The sequence below is a fragment of the Streptomyces sp. NBC_00459 genome (assembly GCF_036013955.1).
Taxonomy (GTDB): Bacteria; Actinomycetota; Actinomycetes; order Streptomycetales; family Streptomycetaceae; genus Streptomyces.
The window spans coordinates 4,361,202-4,376,854 of the sequence record NZ_CP107903.1; the positions used below are offsets into that span (position 1 = coordinate 4,361,202).

The 15,653-nt window shown below is 69.1% G+C and carries 16 protein-coding genes and 1 pseudogene; 5 read left to right on the forward strand and 12 right to left on the reverse strand.

Annotated features, from left to right (window positions below; genetic code table 11):
• Positions 1-221 precede the first annotated feature (221 nt).
• Positions 222-1,031, forward strand: coding sequence for an SURF1 family protein (locus tag OHN74_RS19045; RefSeq protein WP_327695755.1), 810 nt, complete (start codon positions 222-224; stop codon positions 1,029-1,031).
• Between the two features lie 84 nt (positions 1,032-1,115).
• Here the strand turns inward: OHN74_RS19045 and OHN74_RS19050 are convergent, their stop codons facing one another.
• The 4 genes from OHN74_RS19050 to OHN74_RS19065 all read right to left on the reverse strand — a co-directional run bounded on the left by OHN74_RS19050 (position 1,116) and on the right by OHN74_RS19065 (position 6,054).
• Positions 1,116-2,174 (reverse strand): hypothetical protein, encoded by a 1,059-nt coding sequence (locus OHN74_RS19050; protein ID WP_327695756.1) that lies wholly within the window; start codon positions 2,172-2,174, stop codon positions 1,116-1,118.
• A 296-nt stretch (positions 2,175-2,470) separates the two neighbouring features.
• Positions 2,471-3,136, reverse strand: a complete 666-nt coding sequence (locus OHN74_RS19055; protein WP_327695757.1) for a SigE family RNA polymerase sigma factor — start codon at positions 3,134-3,136, stop codon at positions 2,471-2,473.
• Between the two features lie 402 nt (positions 3,137-3,538).
• Positions 3,539-4,774, reverse strand: coding sequence for an aspartate-semialdehyde dehydrogenase (locus tag OHN74_RS19060; protein WP_327695758.1), 1,236 nt, complete (start codon positions 4,772-4,774; stop codon positions 3,539-3,541).
• The gene (locus OHN74_RS19065; RefSeq protein WP_164409969.1) at positions 4,774-6,054 is read right to left on the reverse strand and encodes an aspartate kinase; all 1,281 of its coding nucleotides are present in this window, start codon (positions 6,052-6,054) and stop codon (positions 4,774-4,776) included. The genes OHN74_RS19060 and OHN74_RS19065 overlap by 1 nt, the downstream gene beginning before the upstream one ends.
• Positions 6,055-6,259: 205 nt before the next feature.
• Here OHN74_RS19065 and OHN74_RS19070 point away from each other — a divergent pair, with 205 nt between their 5' ends.
• Together OHN74_RS19070 and OHN74_RS19075 are read left to right on the forward strand one after the other, a co-directional pair.
• A complete protein-coding gene (locus OHN74_RS19070) occupies positions 6,260-6,967 on the forward strand; it encodes a response regulator transcription factor (protein WP_327695759.1) in 708 nt (235 codons plus the stop codon).
• Complete coding sequence (locus tag OHN74_RS19075; RefSeq protein ID WP_327695760.1) at positions 6,964-8,325, forward strand: sensor histidine kinase; 1,362 nt, start codon at positions 6,964-6,966, stop codon at positions 8,323-8,325. Before OHN74_RS19070 ends, OHN74_RS19075 begins: the two co-directional genes overlap by 4 nt.
• 62 nt (positions 8,326-8,387) lie before the next feature.
• Here the strand turns inward: OHN74_RS19075 and OHN74_RS19080 are convergent, their stop codons facing one another.
• The 5 genes and pseudogenes from OHN74_RS19080 to OHN74_RS19100 all read right to left on the reverse strand — a co-directional run.
• Positions 8,388-8,885 carry an SgcJ/EcaC family oxidoreductase gene (locus OHN74_RS19080; protein WP_327695761.1) on the reverse strand — a complete coding sequence of 166 codons (498 nt, stop codon included), beginning with the start codon at positions 8,883-8,885 and terminating at the stop codon, positions 8,388-8,390.
• A 152-nt stretch (positions 8,886-9,037) separates the two neighbouring features.
• Positions 9,038-9,181, reverse strand: a complete 144-nt coding sequence (locus tag OHN74_RS19085) for a hypothetical protein (RefSeq protein WP_327695762.1) — start codon at positions 9,179-9,181, stop codon at positions 9,038-9,040.
• Between the two features lie 185 nt (positions 9,182-9,366).
• Positions 9,367-9,957 carry a TetR/AcrR family transcriptional regulator gene (locus tag OHN74_RS19090; protein ID WP_327700181.1) on the reverse strand — a complete coding sequence of 197 codons (591 nt, stop codon included), beginning with the start codon at positions 9,955-9,957 and terminating at the stop codon, positions 9,367-9,369.
• A gap of 334 nt (positions 9,958-10,291) precedes the next feature.
• Positions 10,292-11,107, reverse strand: a complete 816-nt coding sequence (locus OHN74_RS19095; protein WP_327695763.1) for an oxidoreductase — start codon at positions 11,105-11,107, stop codon at positions 10,292-10,294.
• A 113-nt stretch (positions 11,108-11,220) separates the two neighbouring features.
• Positions 11,221-11,526, reverse strand: a pseudogene (locus tag OHN74_RS19100) (MmyB family transcriptional regulator); the annotation flags it as partial.
• A 190-nt stretch (positions 11,527-11,716) separates the two neighbouring features.
• Between OHN74_RS19100 and OHN74_RS19105 the strand changes: the two are divergent.
• Entirely contained in the window at positions 11,717-11,986 is a 270-nt protein-coding gene (locus OHN74_RS19105) for a hypothetical protein (protein ID WP_327695764.1), read from the forward strand.
• A gap of 178 nt (positions 11,987-12,164) precedes the next feature.
• On the opposite strand, the gene OHN74_RS19110 is transcribed toward OHN74_RS19105, so the two are convergent.
• Positions 12,165-12,767 carry a TetR/AcrR family transcriptional regulator gene (locus OHN74_RS19110; RefSeq protein WP_327695765.1) on the reverse strand — a complete coding sequence of 201 codons (603 nt, stop codon included), beginning with the start codon at positions 12,765-12,767 and terminating at the stop codon, positions 12,165-12,167.
• A 167-nt stretch (positions 12,768-12,934) separates the two neighbouring features.
• On the opposite strand from OHN74_RS19110, the gene OHN74_RS19115 reads away from it, so the two are divergent.
• Positions 12,935-13,648: an SDR family oxidoreductase gene (locus OHN74_RS19115; RefSeq protein WP_327695766.1), complete on the forward strand. Its 714-nt coding sequence runs from the start codon at positions 12,935-12,937 to the stop codon at positions 13,646-13,648.
• A 203-nt stretch (positions 13,649-13,851) separates the two neighbouring features.
• Here the strand turns inward: OHN74_RS19115 and OHN74_RS19120 are convergent, their stop codons facing one another.
• Positions 13,852-14,658: a strictosidine synthase gene (locus OHN74_RS19120; RefSeq protein WP_327695767.1), complete on the reverse strand. Its 807-nt coding sequence runs from the start codon at positions 14,656-14,658 to the stop codon at positions 13,852-13,854.
• Between the two features lie 33 nt (positions 14,659-14,691).
• Entirely contained in the window at positions 14,692-15,558 is an 867-nt protein-coding gene (locus tag OHN74_RS19125) for an alpha/beta fold hydrolase (RefSeq protein ID WP_327695768.1), read from the reverse strand.
• Positions 15,559-15,653: the final 95 nt, after the last annotated feature.

Consider the following 15,653-nt stretch of genomic DNA (forward strand, 5'->3'; position numbering starts at 1 on the left):
CGGCGACTTACGGCAAATCATTACAACTGGGCAATTGTCCAGCTATCCCCTGCCGATGGGTGTGGACAATCCGCCGCCCGAGCGACGGCAGTCCGATTGCCGGCGGCAGGGTGCGGCCTTCCCGCATGACCAGCTGACGGCACTGACAGTGCTGACTGCGCTGACGGCCCCGGCCGACCCCGCGAACCCGGCGCCCACCCCCGCCCCGTACCTTGGAAGGCGTGTACCGGTTTCTGCTGACGCCCCGTTGGTGGGGGATCAACGTCTTCGTGCTGCTCGCCATCCCCTTCTGCGTGTTCATGGGGTCGTGGCAGCTGAGCCGGTTCGAGGACCGGGTGCAGGACCACAGGACCGCCACCGAGGAGGTCTCCGCCGAGAAGGGGGAGGCCGCCCGGCCGCTCGCGGAGCTGCTGCCCGTCGACAAGAAGACCTCCGGGGACCGCGTCACCGCCACCGGGCGGTACGGCAAGCAGCTGCTCGTCCCGGACCGGCGGCTCGACGACCGCAGCGGCTACTACGTGCTGACCCTGCTGCGGACCGACGAGGGCAAGGCGCTGCCCGTCGTACGCGGCTGGCTGCCCGGTACCGCCGACCCCGCGAAGGCTCCCGCCCCGCCCGCCGGTGAGGTCACCGTCACCGGTGCGCTCCAGGCGTCCGAGACGCCGGGGTCCAACGGTGTGAGCGCGGCGGGCGGTCTCCCAGCCGGGCAGACCGGCGCGATCAGCGCGGCCTCGCTGGTGAACCTCGTGCCGTACGACGTGTACGACGCCTGGGTCACCCTCGACAGGGGCGACTCGGGGATGAAGGCCGTACCGGCGACCGCGCCCGCGGACACCGGGCTCGACCTGAAGGCGTTCCAGAACCTCGGCTACACCGGCGAGTGGTTCGTCTTCGCGGGCTTCGTCGTCTTCATGTGGTTCCGGCTGGTGCGCCGCGAGGCGGAGTTCGCGCGGGACGCGGAGCTGGGGCTCACGCCGCCCGACGAAACACCCGCAGCCCCGGAACCCTCTCGGGAAAACGCCACCGCCTGACCCCCGGCCGACCACCCGTTGAGCACCGCTCGGTACTGCTGAGCCGCTCGGTGCTGCCCGGGTGGTGGCCGAGTGCCGCCGGTACTACGTGGTCTCCGCCATGACCCCGGTCTTGTACACCGTGCCCGCGCAGGCGTTCGACACCGTCGCCGTCACCGTGGGCGAGCCGGCCTCCGCCGTGTAGGACACCGACACGCTGCCGTCGTCCACCGTGCCGTCCTCCGTGACCAGTTGGGGCGTGGTGCCCGTCTCGCCGCCGGTGGAGGTGGTCCCGGCCGAGTCGGTGCTCGGGCTCGGGGTGGGCGTCGGTGACTCCGTGGAGCCGCCCGTCGTGCCGCCGTCGGTGGTGCCGCCGCTCGTGGGGCAGGTCTCCGAGGGCACCCAGGCGAACTGCACCGTGTACGCCGCACCCGGCGCCAGCACCAGTCCGCTGACCGAGGCCGACGGGTCGGGCAGGCCACCGGCCGCGTCCCCCGCCGAATGGTCGGCCGTGGCCACCTTCGACGAGTCCGCCGCACCCTCCGTCAGCGTCGACACCGTGCCGGTGCCGCCGACCGTACAGCTGGCGCTGGAGACGTTGACGACGCGGAACGTGCCGTACACCGCGCCGCTGCCGTCGGGGGCGCCGACCGAACCGGTGGCCGAGCCCAGCTGGGTCGCGTCGCAGGTGGGTGTCGTCGCGGAACTGGACGTCGGATCGGCGCCGCCGGTCGTGCTGCCGCCGCCGCTGCCCTTGTCCGGGTCGGTCGCGCCGCCGGAGGGGCTGGTCGTCGGCTTGTCCTTGACCGTGCCGGAACCGCCCCCCGAGGTGCTCTCGCCGCCGTCCGGACCCTTGCCGTTGTCCTTGTCGCCCCCGGTCTGCGAGCCGTGGCCCGCGATGACGGAGGGGTCGGCCTCGGAGCCTGTGACGTTCGAGACGTGCAGCAGGGCCGGGACGGCCGTGCCGATGAACAGCGCGGCGGCGGCCAGACCGATCGCCGCATGGCGCTTGCGGGCCCGTCGGGCGGGCACCGCGCGCCGGAGATGGTCCAGCACCGCGTCGGTCGGCTGGATTCCGCCCACCGCCTGGTGCAGCATCGTGCGCAGCGCCAGCTCTTCCGAGCCGAGCCCGTCCAGGCTCTCGTCGTCGGGGCCGTGATTCACAGTTCCGTTCCCAGCATGCGATTGCTTGTGCTTGTGCTCTTGCTCGTGGCGGCCTGGTCCAGGGACTCCGGCCAGCCAACTCCCTTTGGATCGGGCTCCGTTCACAGGAACCCTACCGGCCTGGAACTCCTCGGTCCGGAAACCGTCGCTCCCTGAACCGGCACTCCCGTGCCCTTCATTCCCGGCAGCGGGCGCGCCCGATTCCTCGGGTCCCGACCCCGCCGCCTCCTGTCCCTCGGGCCCCTGCGCCTGGTCCCTCTCCCGGTCTTCGCCCTGGCCCTGGCCCTGATCGCCGCTCATGCCGGTTCCTCCATGGCGATGCGCAGCGCGGCGATCCCCCGCGAGCCGTACGCCTTCACCGAGCCGAGCGATATGCCCAGAGTCTCGGCGACCTGGGCCTCCGTCATGTCCGAGAAGTAGCGCAGGACGAGGACCTCGCGCTGGCGGCGCTGGAGGCCCTTCATCGCCTTGATGAGGGAGTCGCGCTCCAGCAGGTCGTAAGCCCCCTCCTCCGCGCTCGCCATGTCGGGCATCGGCTTGGAGAGGAGCTTCAGGCCGAGGATGCGGCGGCGCAGTGCGGAGCGGGAGAGGTTCACCACCGTCTGGCGCAGATAGGCGAGCGTCTTCTCCGGGTCACGGACGCGCTTGCGCGCCGAGTGGACCCGTATGAACGCCTCCTGGACGACGTCCTCGCAGGACGCGGTGTCGTCGAGGAGCAGCGCGGCCAGACCGAGGAGGGAGCGGTAGTGGGCGCGGTACGTCTCGGTCAGGTGATCGACCGTCGTCCCCGCCGCCGCGCTCTCGTCGGCGCCGTCACGCTGGTTGGGTATGCGGGCCGGCCGCGCTGCGGGCATCGGCGCGATCACCGGCATGCCGCCGGGCGCACCGGGCACGCGGGGTCGGCGGGGCGGACGCAGGGTTGTGCCGCGCGTCGCCGCTCTGAAGTCCAGTACCTCTGCCACGCATGTTGGACACGCTTACCCCCGTCAGGGTTGTACGCATCCGGCATCACTTTTGCGTCATCCGACACAGCCACCCTCATGCGTCCCGCTCTTCCCCTAAATCCATGGTCACCGCGCGTCCCCCGCATGGTCACGGCGTCCCACGCCCCGGAAGGGCGACCGCAAAGACGCTCCCCACCGTCCGCGCGGTTGCGGAAGGCGGGGAGGAAAATCTTCGGTTCTCGCCGATCTCGCCGATCTCACCTGGATCCTACAAACGTTTTCTGCCATACCCAGAGTGATTTCCGACAAGATCGACAGATCGCGAACAGATCAGAACAGAGGGTTACCCGCAGGTCAGGCCATGGTCAGGCCCCGGTCAGGTGGCGGTCAGCGGGAGGTCAGGGAAGCGTCAGGACGTCGTCAGGCCCGCTCGGCCGCCACCAGCTCGGCGATCTGTGCCGTGTTGAGCGCGGCGCCCTTGCGCAGGTTGTCCCCGCACACGAACAGCTCCAGCCCGGTCGGGTCGTCCAGCGACCGCCGGACCCTGCCGACCCAGGTCGGGTCGGTGCCGACCACGTCCACCGGGGTCGGGAACTCCCCCGCCTCCGGATTGTCGAACAGCACGACCCCGGGTGCGGTGGCGATGATCTCCCGGGCCCCGGCGACGGTGACCTCTCCCTGGAACCGGGCGTGGACGGTCAGCGCGTGCGCGGTGACGACCGGCACGCGTACACAGGTCACCGCCACGGGGAGCTTGGCCAGCCCGAGAACCTTGCGGGTCTCGTCCCGCAGCTGCATCTCGTCCGACGACCAGCCGTCCGCCCGGACCGAACCGGCCCACGGTACGACGTTCAGCGCGACCGGCTCGGGGAACGGCCCCGTCCCCTCGCCCACGGCCCGCCGTACGTCTCCCGGGTTGGTCCCCAGTTCCGTACCGGCGACCAGGGACAGCTGCCGGCGCAGGGTGTCCACGCCGGCCCGGCCCTCCCCGCTCACCGCCTGGTACGTGGAGACCACCAGCTCGCGCAGACCGTACTCGGCGTGCAGCGCGCCCAGGGCGACGATCATCGACAGGGTCGTGCAGTGCGGGTTGGCGATGATCCCGCGCGGGCGCTGCCGTACCGCGTGCGGATTGACCTCGGGGACGACGAGGGGCACCTCCGGGTCGAGCCGGAAGGCGCCCGAGTTGTCGATCACGACGACGCCCTTGGCTGCGGCGATCGGCGCCCACCGTTCGGCGATGTCGTCGGGCACGTCGAACATCGCGACGTCGACACCGTCGAAGGCCTCCTCCGACAGCGCGACCACCTCGACCTCCTCGCCGCGCACGGTCAGCTTGCGGCCGGCCGAGCGCGGGGAGGCGACGAGACGGATCTCGCCCCAGATGTCCGCACGGTGGGACAGGATCCGGAGCATGACGGCACCGACGGCGCCGGTCGCTCCCACCACCGCGAGCGTGGGCCGCGCGGCGGACCGGGGCCCGGCACTCGCCCCGGACGCGACCGACCGAGCACCCACCGATCCGATCGCCGCGGCCGATCCGGGTGCGGTCGGCCCGGACACGGACGGCCGAGGACCGGCCGATCCGCTCGTGGCGGCCCAGCCGGGCGCGGCGCCGATGGTCGATCCCGGCGCGGTCGATCGGTGCGCGGCCATCAACGGCCGGTGCCTCCGTAGACAACGGCTTCGTCGCTGTCGGAGTCGAGGCCGAAGGCCGAGTGCACGGCTCGGACGGCCCCGGGGACGTCGTCCTCGCGGGTGACCACCGAGATGCGGATCTCGGAGGTCGAGATGAGCTCGATGTTCACGCCCGCGTCGGACAGCGCCTGAAAGAAGGACGCGGTGACGCCCGGGTTGGTCTTCATACCCGCGCCGACCAGCGAGATCTTGCCGATCTGGTCGTCGTAGCGCAGCGACTCGAAGCCGATGCCGCCCTTCGCCTTCTCCAGGGCGTCGATGGCCTTGCGGCCCTCGGACTTGGGGAGGGTGAAGGAGATGTCCGTGAGCCCGGTCGACGCTGCCGACACGTTCTGCACGATCATGTCGATGTTGATCTCCGCGTCCGCGATCGCGCGGAAGATCACCGCGGCCTCGCCCGGCTTGTCCGGGACGCCGACGACCGTGATCTTGGCCTCGGAGACGTCGTGGGCGACTCCGGAGATGATGGCGTGCTCCACCTGCTGGTCCCCTTGCGACTTGGGATTCTCGTTGCTGACCCAGGTGCCCGGCAGTCCGGAGAAGGACGAGCGCACATGGATCGGGATGTCGTAACGGCGGGCGTACTCCACACACCGGTGGAGCAGCACCTTGGAGCCGGACGCGGCCAGCTCCAGCATGTCCTCGGAGGAGATCCAGTCGATCTTCCGGGCCTTCTTCACCACGCGCGGGTCGGCGGTGAACACACCGTCGACGTCGGTGTAGATCTCGCACACCTCGGCGTCGAGGGCGGCGGCCAGTGCGACGGCGGTGGTGTCCGAGCCGCCGCGCCCCAGCGTGGTGATGTCCTTCTTGTCCTGGCTGACGCCCTGGAACCCGGCGACGATGGCGATGTTGCCCTCGTCCAGCGCGGTCCGGATGCGCCCCGGCGTGACGTCGATGATCCGGGCTTTGTTGTGGACCGAGTCGGTGATGACGCCTGCCTGGCTGCCGGTGAACGACTGGGCCTCGTGACCCAGGTTCTTGATCGCCATGGCCAGCAGTGCCATGGAGATCCGCTCTCCGGCGGTCAGCAGCATGTCGAACTCACGCCCGGCAGGCATCGGAGACACCTGCTCGGCGAGATCGATCAGCTCGTCCGTCGTGTCGCCCATCGCTGAAACGACGACGACCACTTGGTGGCCGTTCTTCTTCGCTTCCACGATTCGCTTGGCGACGCGCTTGATGCCCTCGGCATCGGCTACGGATGAGCCTCCGTACTTCTGCACGACAAGGCCCACGTGCGCTCCTCGCTCAGTCCGTCTCGGGACCGCTGCTGCGGTCGGCTCAGTCTAACGAGCGGCCGAATTCCCCCTTCGGGGTATCGCATGGTGAGATGTCCCGCTCACCGCAGCGATCTTCGGCCGCTCCGGACGGCACATGCCCATCTCGCCACGGAATACGCGTGACCAGTGTGAATTAAGTTTCAAGGACTAAGGTGCCGCTGTGCGCGTACTCCTGGTGGAAGACGATGAACCGGTGGCCCAGTCGCTGAGGCGCGGCCTGCTGCGCTACGGCTTCGAGGTGGCGTGGGTGTCCACGGGCGGCGCGGCGCTCAGCCACACCGAGCCCTACGACGTCGTCCTGCTCGACCTCGGCCTGCCCGACACCGACGGCCTGGACGTCTGCAAGGCGCTGCGCGCACGCGGTGACGTCCCGATCATCGTCATCAGCGCGCGCAGCGACGAGACGGACCGGGTGGTCGGCCTGGAACTCGGCGCGGACGACTACGTCTCCAAGCCCTTCGGCGTACGAGAGGTCATCGCACGCATAAGGGCGGTGATGAGGCGCGTCCAGCCGCGCGACCGGGCCACCGAGGCCGGCCCCGACCGGTACGGCACCCGCCTGACGATCGACCGCAAAGCCGCCCGCGTCCGTCTGGACGGCGACGAGGTCGCCCTCGCCCCCAAGGAGTACGACCTGCTGGCCTTCCTCACCGAGGAGCCGGGCGCGCTGATGTCACGCGAGCAGATCATGGAGGCGGTCTGGGACGCGAACTGGTTCGGGCCGACCAAGACGCTCGACGTCCATGTGGCGGCGCTGCGGCGGAAGCTGAAGGGTGCGATCGCGATCGAGGCGGTACGGGGCGTCGGCTTCCGGCTGGAGATCGTCAAGAACGCCGACGGGGGCGACGGGGGCCTGGGCACCTCATGAACCGCCAGCTCATCCGGAGTTACATCCTGCTCGTCGCGGTGGCCATCCTGCTGTTCACGGTGCCGGTGGCGTTCACGCTGACCAAGCAACTCCGGGACGACACAAGGCAGTCCGTCCTACGCGAGGCCAACACCATGGCGCTGGTGCTGGGCAACGGGGACGCCATCTCGTGCGAGGCGTTGACCGAGGTGGCCGAGGCCTACCGCGAGGGGACACCCGGCCAGGTCCAGGTCACCCCTACCAGCAGCTGCGCTCCCGCCCTGCCGAGGCCGACCGGGGACGCGGCCCTGACCCGGGCCGTGGAGAAGAACAAGCCCACGACCGACTGGGGTTCGGACTTCATCTGGGGCAAGCATCTGACGGTCACCGTCCCCGCGCAGGGGGATACGGCCGTGCGGATCGTGTACTCCACGTCGGACATGACCAAGCGGTTGTGGAGCATCTGGGGCTTCCGGGCGGCACTGGCCGTGCTCGTCCTGGCCGCCGCCGCCGCGATCGGAGCGTATGTCGCGCGCCGGATCACCGCCCCGCTCCGCGAACTCAACGGTATGGCAAGCAAGTTCAGCGACGGCGACCTGACCGCGCGCTCACGGGTGACGGGGCCGCCGGAGACCCAGACGCTCGCCCGCACCCTCAACCAGGGTGCGGAACGCCTGGACACACTGGTCGCCTCGCAGCGGATCTTCGTGGCGGACGCCTCCCACCAACTCCGTACCCCCCTCACGGCGTTGCGTCTGTCGCTGGACAACATCGCGGACGGCACCGACGACGAGTTCGTACGGGAGGACGTGGAGCAGGCGACCGCGGAGGTCGTCCGGATGAGCCGTCTGGTCAACGGGCTGCTGGTGCTGGCCCGGGCCGAGGCGAAGGTCACGGCGGCGGAGCCGTTGTCCCTCAGGGACATCGTGGACGAACGCCTGTCGGTGTGGAGGCCGGCCGCCGACGAGCGTGGAGTCACCATCACGCTCAGGGGGAGTGGGGTTGCCGACGGCCGGCTGCTTGTGCTGGCCAGCCCCGGTCACCTGGACCAGGTACTGGACAACGTTCTTTCCAACGCCCTGGAGGTCTCACCGGACGGCGGGACGATCACCGTACGGGCACAACCCCGGGGCGACGAGATGGAGTTGACGGTGGCGGACGGGGGTCCGGGTATGTCGGACGCCGAGAAGTCACGCGCCTTCGACCGCTTCTGGCGCGGCCAGGGCCTCACCGGACGCTCCGGCTCGGGCCTCGGCCTCGCCGTCGTCAAACAGCTGGTGACGGACGACGGCGGGACGGTTGCCCTGGCGGACGCGCCCGGAGGCGGGTTGAGCGTGGTGATCAGCCTGCGGGCGGCGACCCAGAAGGGCACCGGCTGACCTGCCCACCTTGCTTACCTTGCCGATCCGGCAGCTCGGGACCGTTGCGGTCCCCGGGCCGATCAGCCCTCGGGCATCATCGAGGAGTGGTGGTTGACGATCAGCCACTTGCCGCCCCGCTTCTCGTACTCGTACGTGTAGCGGGCGTCGACCCTCTTCTTCTCGCCGGTCTTCGGGTCGGTGAGGATGAAGTAGTAGGAGCCGGCGTCGATCGCCGAGTTGTCGTCCAGGATGTTGATGTACGACTTGATCTTCTTGCCGACCGGCTTGTTCAGCAGGAAGTGGTCGAAGTAGTCCTCGATCTCGGCGTGGTTGGTCCGGATCTTGTTGGAGACGGTCGGCAGCAGCACCGCGTCCTTCGCGTACCGGTCGGTGACCTTCTCCGCGTCGCCGGTCTGCAGGGTCTTGTTCCAGCCGTCGAAGAGGGCCGCGATCTGCTTCTTGGTGGGCTTCTTCGGCTGGTCGGCACCCGCCGCGCTGACCCCGGCCGTCACCGTCGCGGCGGTGACAAGGGCGGTGGCTGTGACGATGGCGGCGCGTATGCGGGTCTTGCGGTTCATCGCAACTCCTGTACGGGTGAGGGGGGTTCACCTCCTCCGCAGCTCCTGCGGTGGAAGTGACTCCAGCTTCGCTTTCCGCTGGTTAGCCCCCGTACAAGGGACGTACAGGGGCCGGGAAGGAAGACTCCAACTCACTTATGGCGATGACCTGATCACGTTCCGGAGTGGCTCGGTTGCGCCATCGGTCGGCCGATCCTCGGCATGGTCCGCACGATCTCCTTGGAACGGGCCTCACTGCCGACGGCGGTGACCATGCGGGTCATGACATCGCTCACGATGTGCGCAGTGCCGCGCATGGTGGATCCGCAGGTTGTCAGGCGGCCCGGGAAGACCGGGTGTGGTTCTACAGGGTGGCGCCGCTGCCGTACGCGGGCGTACAGGTCCTTGACTTCGGGTCGGCTCGAAGGTCTACCGGGGACGTCGAGGGGGCCGCCGCCCTTGTTCGACCGGACCAGCCTCCGATCGGCGCACGGATGACCTCTCAGTTGTGCTGTTCGTCATCCAGCAGTGCGAGGGCGTTGCGCATGCCCTGTTCGAGGAGTTGGTCGGCGAGCTGCCTGTCGGTCAGGGCACGGGAGAGCTGCAGTGTCCCGGCCATCATGCCGAGGAGGCCGAGCGCCCGCAGACGTGCCGAGGGTGGATCGTGGGGTGCCAGGCGGGCGGCGAAGCCGTCGATGAGAACCAGCGCGCCGTCGGTATAGGCCTGCCGGGTGGGATCCGTGGAGCGGGCGATCTCGTCGAGCAGGGCGGCGTTGGGGCAGCCGTCCTCGATATTGTCGCGCTGCTCGGGGGAGAAGTACCAGCGCACGAGCTGTTCGAGTCCGGCACGGCCGGGCGCCGCCAGCGCGACGATGTTCTCGTGCTGGGCGCGCATCTGGTCGGCGACAGCCGTGGCCACAAGGTGGTCCTTGGAGGCGAAGTAGGCGTAGAAGGTGCCGTTGGTCAGGCCCGCGTCCTTCATGAGCGTGGCGACGCCGGAGCCGTCGATGCCGTCCTGCTTGAGCCGGCGACCGGCCGTTGCGATGATCCGCTGCCGTGTCTCCTGCTTGTGTTCTTTCGTGTACCGCACGATGTGTTCCTCCTGGGAACCCGGGCTCGCGCCCCGGCTGCTGCTGGTCGGGTCAGTGTGCCGCGCCGACGAGGAGAGCGGGGAAGTTGATCATGACGGTCTGCCGTTTCGGGTCGTGGGGCTCCAGGACGCCGCCGTCGGTGATGGACAGCCGGTCGCCTCGGACGGCGGTGGCGGAGGGTGAGGCGAGACCGCCACGGCATCACCGATCCGCCCGCGACGGGAACGGACCAGATGACGCCCCGAGGCCGGACCGGGAGGTCAGGCGAGAGGGGGCGGTGTTCGTCGAAGCCACGCCGCCGCTTTCGGACGGGTTCGAGTAAGCGAGGGGTGAACGTCAGTTCGGCATCCGGTTGAATCTGCGGACGATGCGGTCGAAGATCCGGGCCGGAAGGACGCGGTGAAGCACGCTGATGCTTGCGGCCGTCGAGCCGGCGGTGCGCCGCAGTTTCGGTTTCCTGCCGGTGGCCGCCGCGACGATCACCTTGGCCACGGCAGCGGGATCATCGCCGCCGCTGGTGTTTTTCGCCAGCACCTCGTCGAAGGTGCGCCGTCCCGCCGCGTACAGCGGCAACGGAGTGTCGCCCTGCACGCTGTGGTCCCCGAACGGGGTGTTGATCGGGCCGGGCTCGACCAGCAGGATCCGGACGCCGTGCTCGCGGACCTCGTGGTCCAGCGACCCGGAGTAGCCCTCGACCGCATGCTTGGTCGCGGTGTAGATGGCCATGAACGGGCTGGGGACGAACCCGCTGAGGGAGGAGACGTTGATGACGCGTCCGCGCCGCTGAGCGCGCATGTGCGGCAGAACCGCCTTGGTCATCCGCATGATGCCGTAGACGTTGACGTCGAAGACCTCCTGCGTCCGCGCGACGGAGAACTCCTCGGCGGCGCCGTTGGCACCGACGCCGGCATTGTTGACCAGGACGTCGATGCGCCCGAACCGGTCGATCACCTGCTTGACCAGGGAGGCGACCGAATCGTCGCTGGTCACGTCGAGGTCGAGGTAGGTCACCCCGGCGGGTGCGGTGACCCGCGCGGTGTTGCGAGCGGTTCCGATCACCTCGAAGCCCGCCGCGGCGAAGGCGCGGGCCGTCTCCCTGCCGATGCCCGATGAGGCACCCGTCACGAGCGCCACCGGTTGAGTTGTCACCATTACGGTCTCCCTTGATTTTGAAGTACGCCCGATTGTCGTACGTTCGTATGTCTTACGTTCGTACGACCATAGAGTGGTCGCCCGGTCGACGGCAAGTGGTCGCGTGATTCGCACACCAGCCGCGCCCAGTTCTGCTCCCTCGCCGACAGCTCGGCCCAGTCGCCGAAGGCCCGCCGCGGCCATCCTGATTCGGACGAGGACGTCCGAGCGCCGCCCCACGAAGATCGCCGGGACGCCGTCCATGGTGTCCAGCAGCGTCCGCAGATGGCCCGCACATGCCGGGCCCGGCCGGCCGGCTTCTTCTTCCTCTTCTGCTTCCTCTTCTGCTTCGACTTCGCCAGGTGCGTGAGGTGGACGTGCTCGGCGTCGCTCAGCCTGAGCGCGCCGGCCAGCTGCGCCAGCTCCTGGCGGCGCAGCCCCCACCAAGGAGGCCCTGGTGGCCGAGGCGGCTCAAACCGCTTTCGGGGAACGTGACCTGCTCCTGGCGTCGCTCGACACGACCCACGGAGGTCACGACACCGCGCGCGGCGCCTTCGTCGACTTCAATCTGTCGCCGAGCACCGCGACCAGCCCGGCACCGGTTGCCCCACCGCCGGATTCGCCGGGGACATGGCTCGCCAGTCCACAGCCGGGGAGTTGCGCGAAACGTACGCGGCCGGAGTCCGGGAATTCGCCGCGTGGATGTCCACCGACGCCGACAACAGCCTTCCCGTGGTGGCCACCCTGGTCGGCGCGATCCTGCTCGCTCGGGCAACGGCGGGCACAGAGCTGCCGGAGAAGATCCTGGAGTCGACCCACAAAGCCCTGACCGCACCACACGGGCCTCGACCCGGAATCCTGGAGACAGGGGCTGAGCGACGGGGATCCGACGCCACATAGGCAGGCGATCGCCGGAATCCCAGCAGCACGCGGTGGCGGTAGCCTTCCGGCCGCCCGCCCCACCCCTCCGGCCAGGTCGGAACGGGCAGCGACAGCCGGATGACCTGCCGTTTGGGGATTCGGACCCTGACGCGGCCGAGGCCCCCGGATGGCCACCTGGGTGAGTCCGGGCCGCGCTTCAGCGAGGCAGCAGGACCTCGACCTGCCCCCGGATGTCCTGCGCGATCTCCTCGACGCTCAAGGCGATGTTCACGCTCGCCGCCATGCTGAGCATCATCACGGCGGACACGATGTGTGCCAGCGTCGCGGCGTCGCGCTCCGTGACCCGTTCGTCCCGGCGCAGCACGGCGGCGACGGCCTCCTCGGTCTGCGCGACGATGGCGAGTGCCGCGCCGTGCCGGGGCTCCTCGGGGTCACCGAAGACCATCTCTCGCAGGTAGGTGCGTCCGTTGTCGATCTGGACGCGGTTGCACTCCACGATCGGCCGGACGATCGCCATCACCGCGTCCAGCACGCCCGGGACGGCCTCGGCGTCCGCCCGGCCCTGCTCAAGTGCTTCGACGTACTTGGCGTTCTGCACAAGCAGGAGGAGTTCGCCCTTGGTCTTGGCATAGAGGAACAGGGTCCCGGTGCCGATGTCGGCCTTGTCGGCGATCTGCTGGGTCGTGACCTCTTCGACGCCGTGTTCGGCGAACAGTTCGGTGGCGGCAGCGACGATGCGGTCGAATTTCTCCTGTTTGTTCCGCTCGCGCCGTCCGACCGACCGGGGGGCGACAGACATGGCGGTGTCCTCCAGGAGTAGATTCTGACTGTAGTCAGTTACGATTGCAGTCATAACTGCGCGGGCTCGAATGTGGCTCCGCTCATTATCCCACGGTCGGGCCAGGAGTCATCGCTCCGTCCGTGCACAGCCACGCACTTCACATCCCCCTCGGAAAGAAGGAACCCATGCCCTCCCTCGATGGAGCAGTCGTCCTCGTCACCGGCTCCAATGGCGGTATCGGCACCCACTTCGTCCACGAAGCCCTGGCACGCGGCGCCGCCAAGGTCTACGCCACCGCCCGTTCCCCCCGCGCCTGGGACGATGACCGCATCGTCCCCCTGACCCTTGACGTCACCGACCGCGCGTCGATCGACGCGGCCGTCGCCGCCGCTGCGGATGTCACCGTGCTCGTCAACAACGCGGGCGCCATCCCGCCGAGCGCGAGCCTGCTGGACGTCACCGAGGCGGACATCCGGGCGAACATGGAGACGAACTTCTTCGGACCGGTCCTGCTCGCCCGCGCCTTCGCACCGATCCTCGCCGCCAAGAAGGGGTCGATCCTCATCGACGTGCACTCCGTTGCCAGTTGGTACGCCTTCGGCGGCGTCTACAGCGCGTCGAAGGCCGCACTGTGGTCGGCCACCAACTCGCTGCGCATCGAGTTCGCACCCATGGGCGTCCACGTGACGGGTGTGCACATGGGCTACGTCGACACCGACATGGCCGCGCACGCCGACGGACCCAAGATGCTGCCGACGCAACTGGTGACGACGGTCTACGACGCTGTCGAGGCCGGAGAACACGAGGTCCTGGCCGACGAGTTGACCAAGGGGGTCAAGGCGGCTCTGAGCGGTCCGGTCGAAGCGCTCTACCCGGACCTGCACCGCACGGACGCCTGAGCCTGAGCCTGAGCCTGTTCCTCGGTCCCGACGTGATCCCTTCAGGCCGGAAACCCATGATCCATCGCGTTCGAACAGTTGGCAGACCGGTGTCGCGAAGGGGTACACGATCGGGGCCGTCGAGCCGCGGATGACCTCGGCGGTCGATCCGGCAGCAGCCCGAGCAGCAGATCCGGCGGTCCCGCGTCGCATCTGCGCGCCGCTCACTCCTGGTAGCGCGGGAGGATCTCGCCGTTCTTGACGTAGGTGAGGGCGGCGGTGACGTCGTAGGCGTGGATCGCGGAGACCTGCGGTGCCAGTCGCTCGGACAGGCCCTGGATCACATCGCCCGCGAAGAAGGCGTCCCGTGCAGCGGTGTCGGTGAACCCGAGGCCGACCGAGGCGTGGAAGTGCTGGTCGTGAGGGTTGTCGTGGGCGACGTCCGGGGTGTCCCAGAGCTTTTCGATCCAGGGCAGGAACGTCTGCGTGCGCAGTTCCTTCAGTACTCCGGTGCCGGCGAGTGCGGGAGCGAGCTGCTCGTTGACGAACCTCCGGAAGGCGCCGGCGCCGACCCCGTCTCTGCGGCGCAGGTAGATCAGCGCGCGGGCGCCGACCGTCTCTCCGGGGCCTGCGACGTCGTACCAGCGAGAGGAGTTCGGCGGGCCGGCGTAGAGCAGGGTGCGGCGGAACACGTTGATCTCGTCGGCGTAGGCCAGCTTCGTCTGCTTGCGCCCTTTCAGAGGTGCGAGCGCCGATCGGAAGGTGACTTCCGCGACGCCGTCGATCTTCCGGTCGGCGGGGATCGCTGTCTGGACCCCGCCGGTGGCCGGCCACAGGCCCGGGTTGTGCTCGGCGAGGTGGATCTGCCGGTACTCCTCCAGGCCCGGGGTGGCGGAGATGATCCCCGAGTGCGGGCCCTTCCAGTGGTCCATGCCCCTCTGGCGGGGCTGGTCGGTGCGCACCCACAGCAGGATCGAGGAGGTAAGGCGCTTCTTCACTTCAGGGGGTGCGACGGCCGGTGACGTACTCATGATGTTGCCCTGCTCTTCCTGGTCAGGCACTGGTCATCGGGCGAGGAACTCGACCGCCACGGGGGCGAACCGGTCGTGGTACTGGAAGATGCCGCCGTGCCCGGAGTCGGGGTAGATGATCAGCTCGCTGCCCTTGATGCGCAGGTGCAGGTCCTCCGACAGGACCGAGGGCACCATGCGGTCGTTGTCGCCGTTGGCGATCAGGGTGGGCTGTGTGATCGTCGACAGGTCGTCGGGGGTGGAGCGCCCCCACTTCTTGATCGCCTTCAGCTGTGTCTGGAACGCCTTGGTCCTGATGTCCGCGTCGCGGTCGACGGTGCGCTCCTTGAGCCGGTCGACGAACGCGCGCGCGGCGGGCTTGCCGGTGGCGTTGCGGTTGAAGAACAGGAACTCCTTGGGGTCCGAGCGGGTCAGGGTGGCGCGCAGGATGTCCCAGTAGGTGACTCTGGCGACCTTGTCCATGTCCTTGCCGCCCTTGGGCCCGGTGCCGGTGAGGACAAGCTTGCGGACGAGCTCGGGGTGCTTGACCACCAGGGCCTGAGCGACCATGCCGCCGAGGGAGAAGGAGAAGACGTCGATCTTGTCGAACCCGAGTGCCCTGATGAAGGTGTAGGCGTCGTCGGCCATCGCCTCGACACTGTCCGGCACCTGACCGGTTGACGCCCCGACACCACGGTTGTCGAAGGCGATGACGTGACGGCCCTTCGCGATGGGATCGATGATGCGGGGGTCCCAGTTGTCCAGGGTCGCGGCGAGGTGGACGAAGAAGACGACGGGGATACCGCCCTTCGGGCCCAGCTCGCGGTAGGCGTAGGTGACGCCACCGGCGCTGACGGTGCGGGCCGGGGCCTTCGCGTAGGACGTGATGACGGCTTCGTTCGGGGTGTCGGTGCTGCTCATGGCGGATTCTCCTCGTGTGTTCTGTGTCGCGGTGTGTTCTGTGCCGCGGTGTGTTCGTGTCGCCCGTCGCGGTTGCGCCGGGTGAGCTGGGTCAG

Excerpts from the sequence above, each read along its gene's own strand:
- OHN74_RS19060 (WP_327695758.1), bottom strand. The coding sequence starts at position 4,774 with ATGGCCGCGCACCGATCGACCGCGCCGGGATCGACCATCGGCGCCGCG.
- OHN74_RS19075 (WP_327695760.1), top strand. The coding sequence starts at position 6,964 with ATGAACCGCCAGCTCATCCGGAGTTACATCCTGCTCGTCGCGGTGGCC.
- OHN74_RS19080 (WP_327695761.1), bottom strand. The coding sequence starts at position 8,885 with ATGAACCGCAAGACCCGCATACGCGCCGCCATCGTCACAGCCACCGCC.
- OHN74_RS19085 (WP_327695762.1), bottom strand. The coding sequence starts at position 9,181 with ATGCGCGGCACTGCGCACATCGTGAGCGATGTCATGACCCGCATGGTC.
- OHN74_RS19095 (WP_327695763.1), bottom strand. The coding sequence starts at position 11,107 with ATGGTGACAACTCAACCGGTGGCGCTCGTGACGGGTGCCTCATCGGGC.
- OHN74_RS19105 (WP_327695764.1), top strand. The coding sequence starts at position 11,717 with ATGGCTCGCCAGTCCACAGCCGGGGAGTTGCGCGAAACGTACGCGGCC.
- OHN74_RS19110 (WP_327695765.1), bottom strand. The coding sequence starts at position 12,767 with ATGTCTGTCGCCCCCCGGTCGGTCGGACGGCGCGAGCGGAACAAACAG.
- OHN74_RS19115 (WP_327695766.1), top strand. The coding sequence starts at position 12,935 with ATGCCCTCCCTCGATGGAGCAGTCGTCCTCGTCACCGGCTCCAATGGC.
- OHN74_RS19120 (WP_327695767.1), bottom strand. The coding sequence starts at position 14,658 with ATGAGTACGTCACCGGCCGTCGCACCCCCTGAAGTGAAGAAGCGCCTT.
- OHN74_RS19125 (WP_327695768.1), bottom strand. The coding sequence starts at position 15,558 with ATGAGCAGCACCGACACCCCGAACGAAGCCGTCATCACGTCCTACGCG.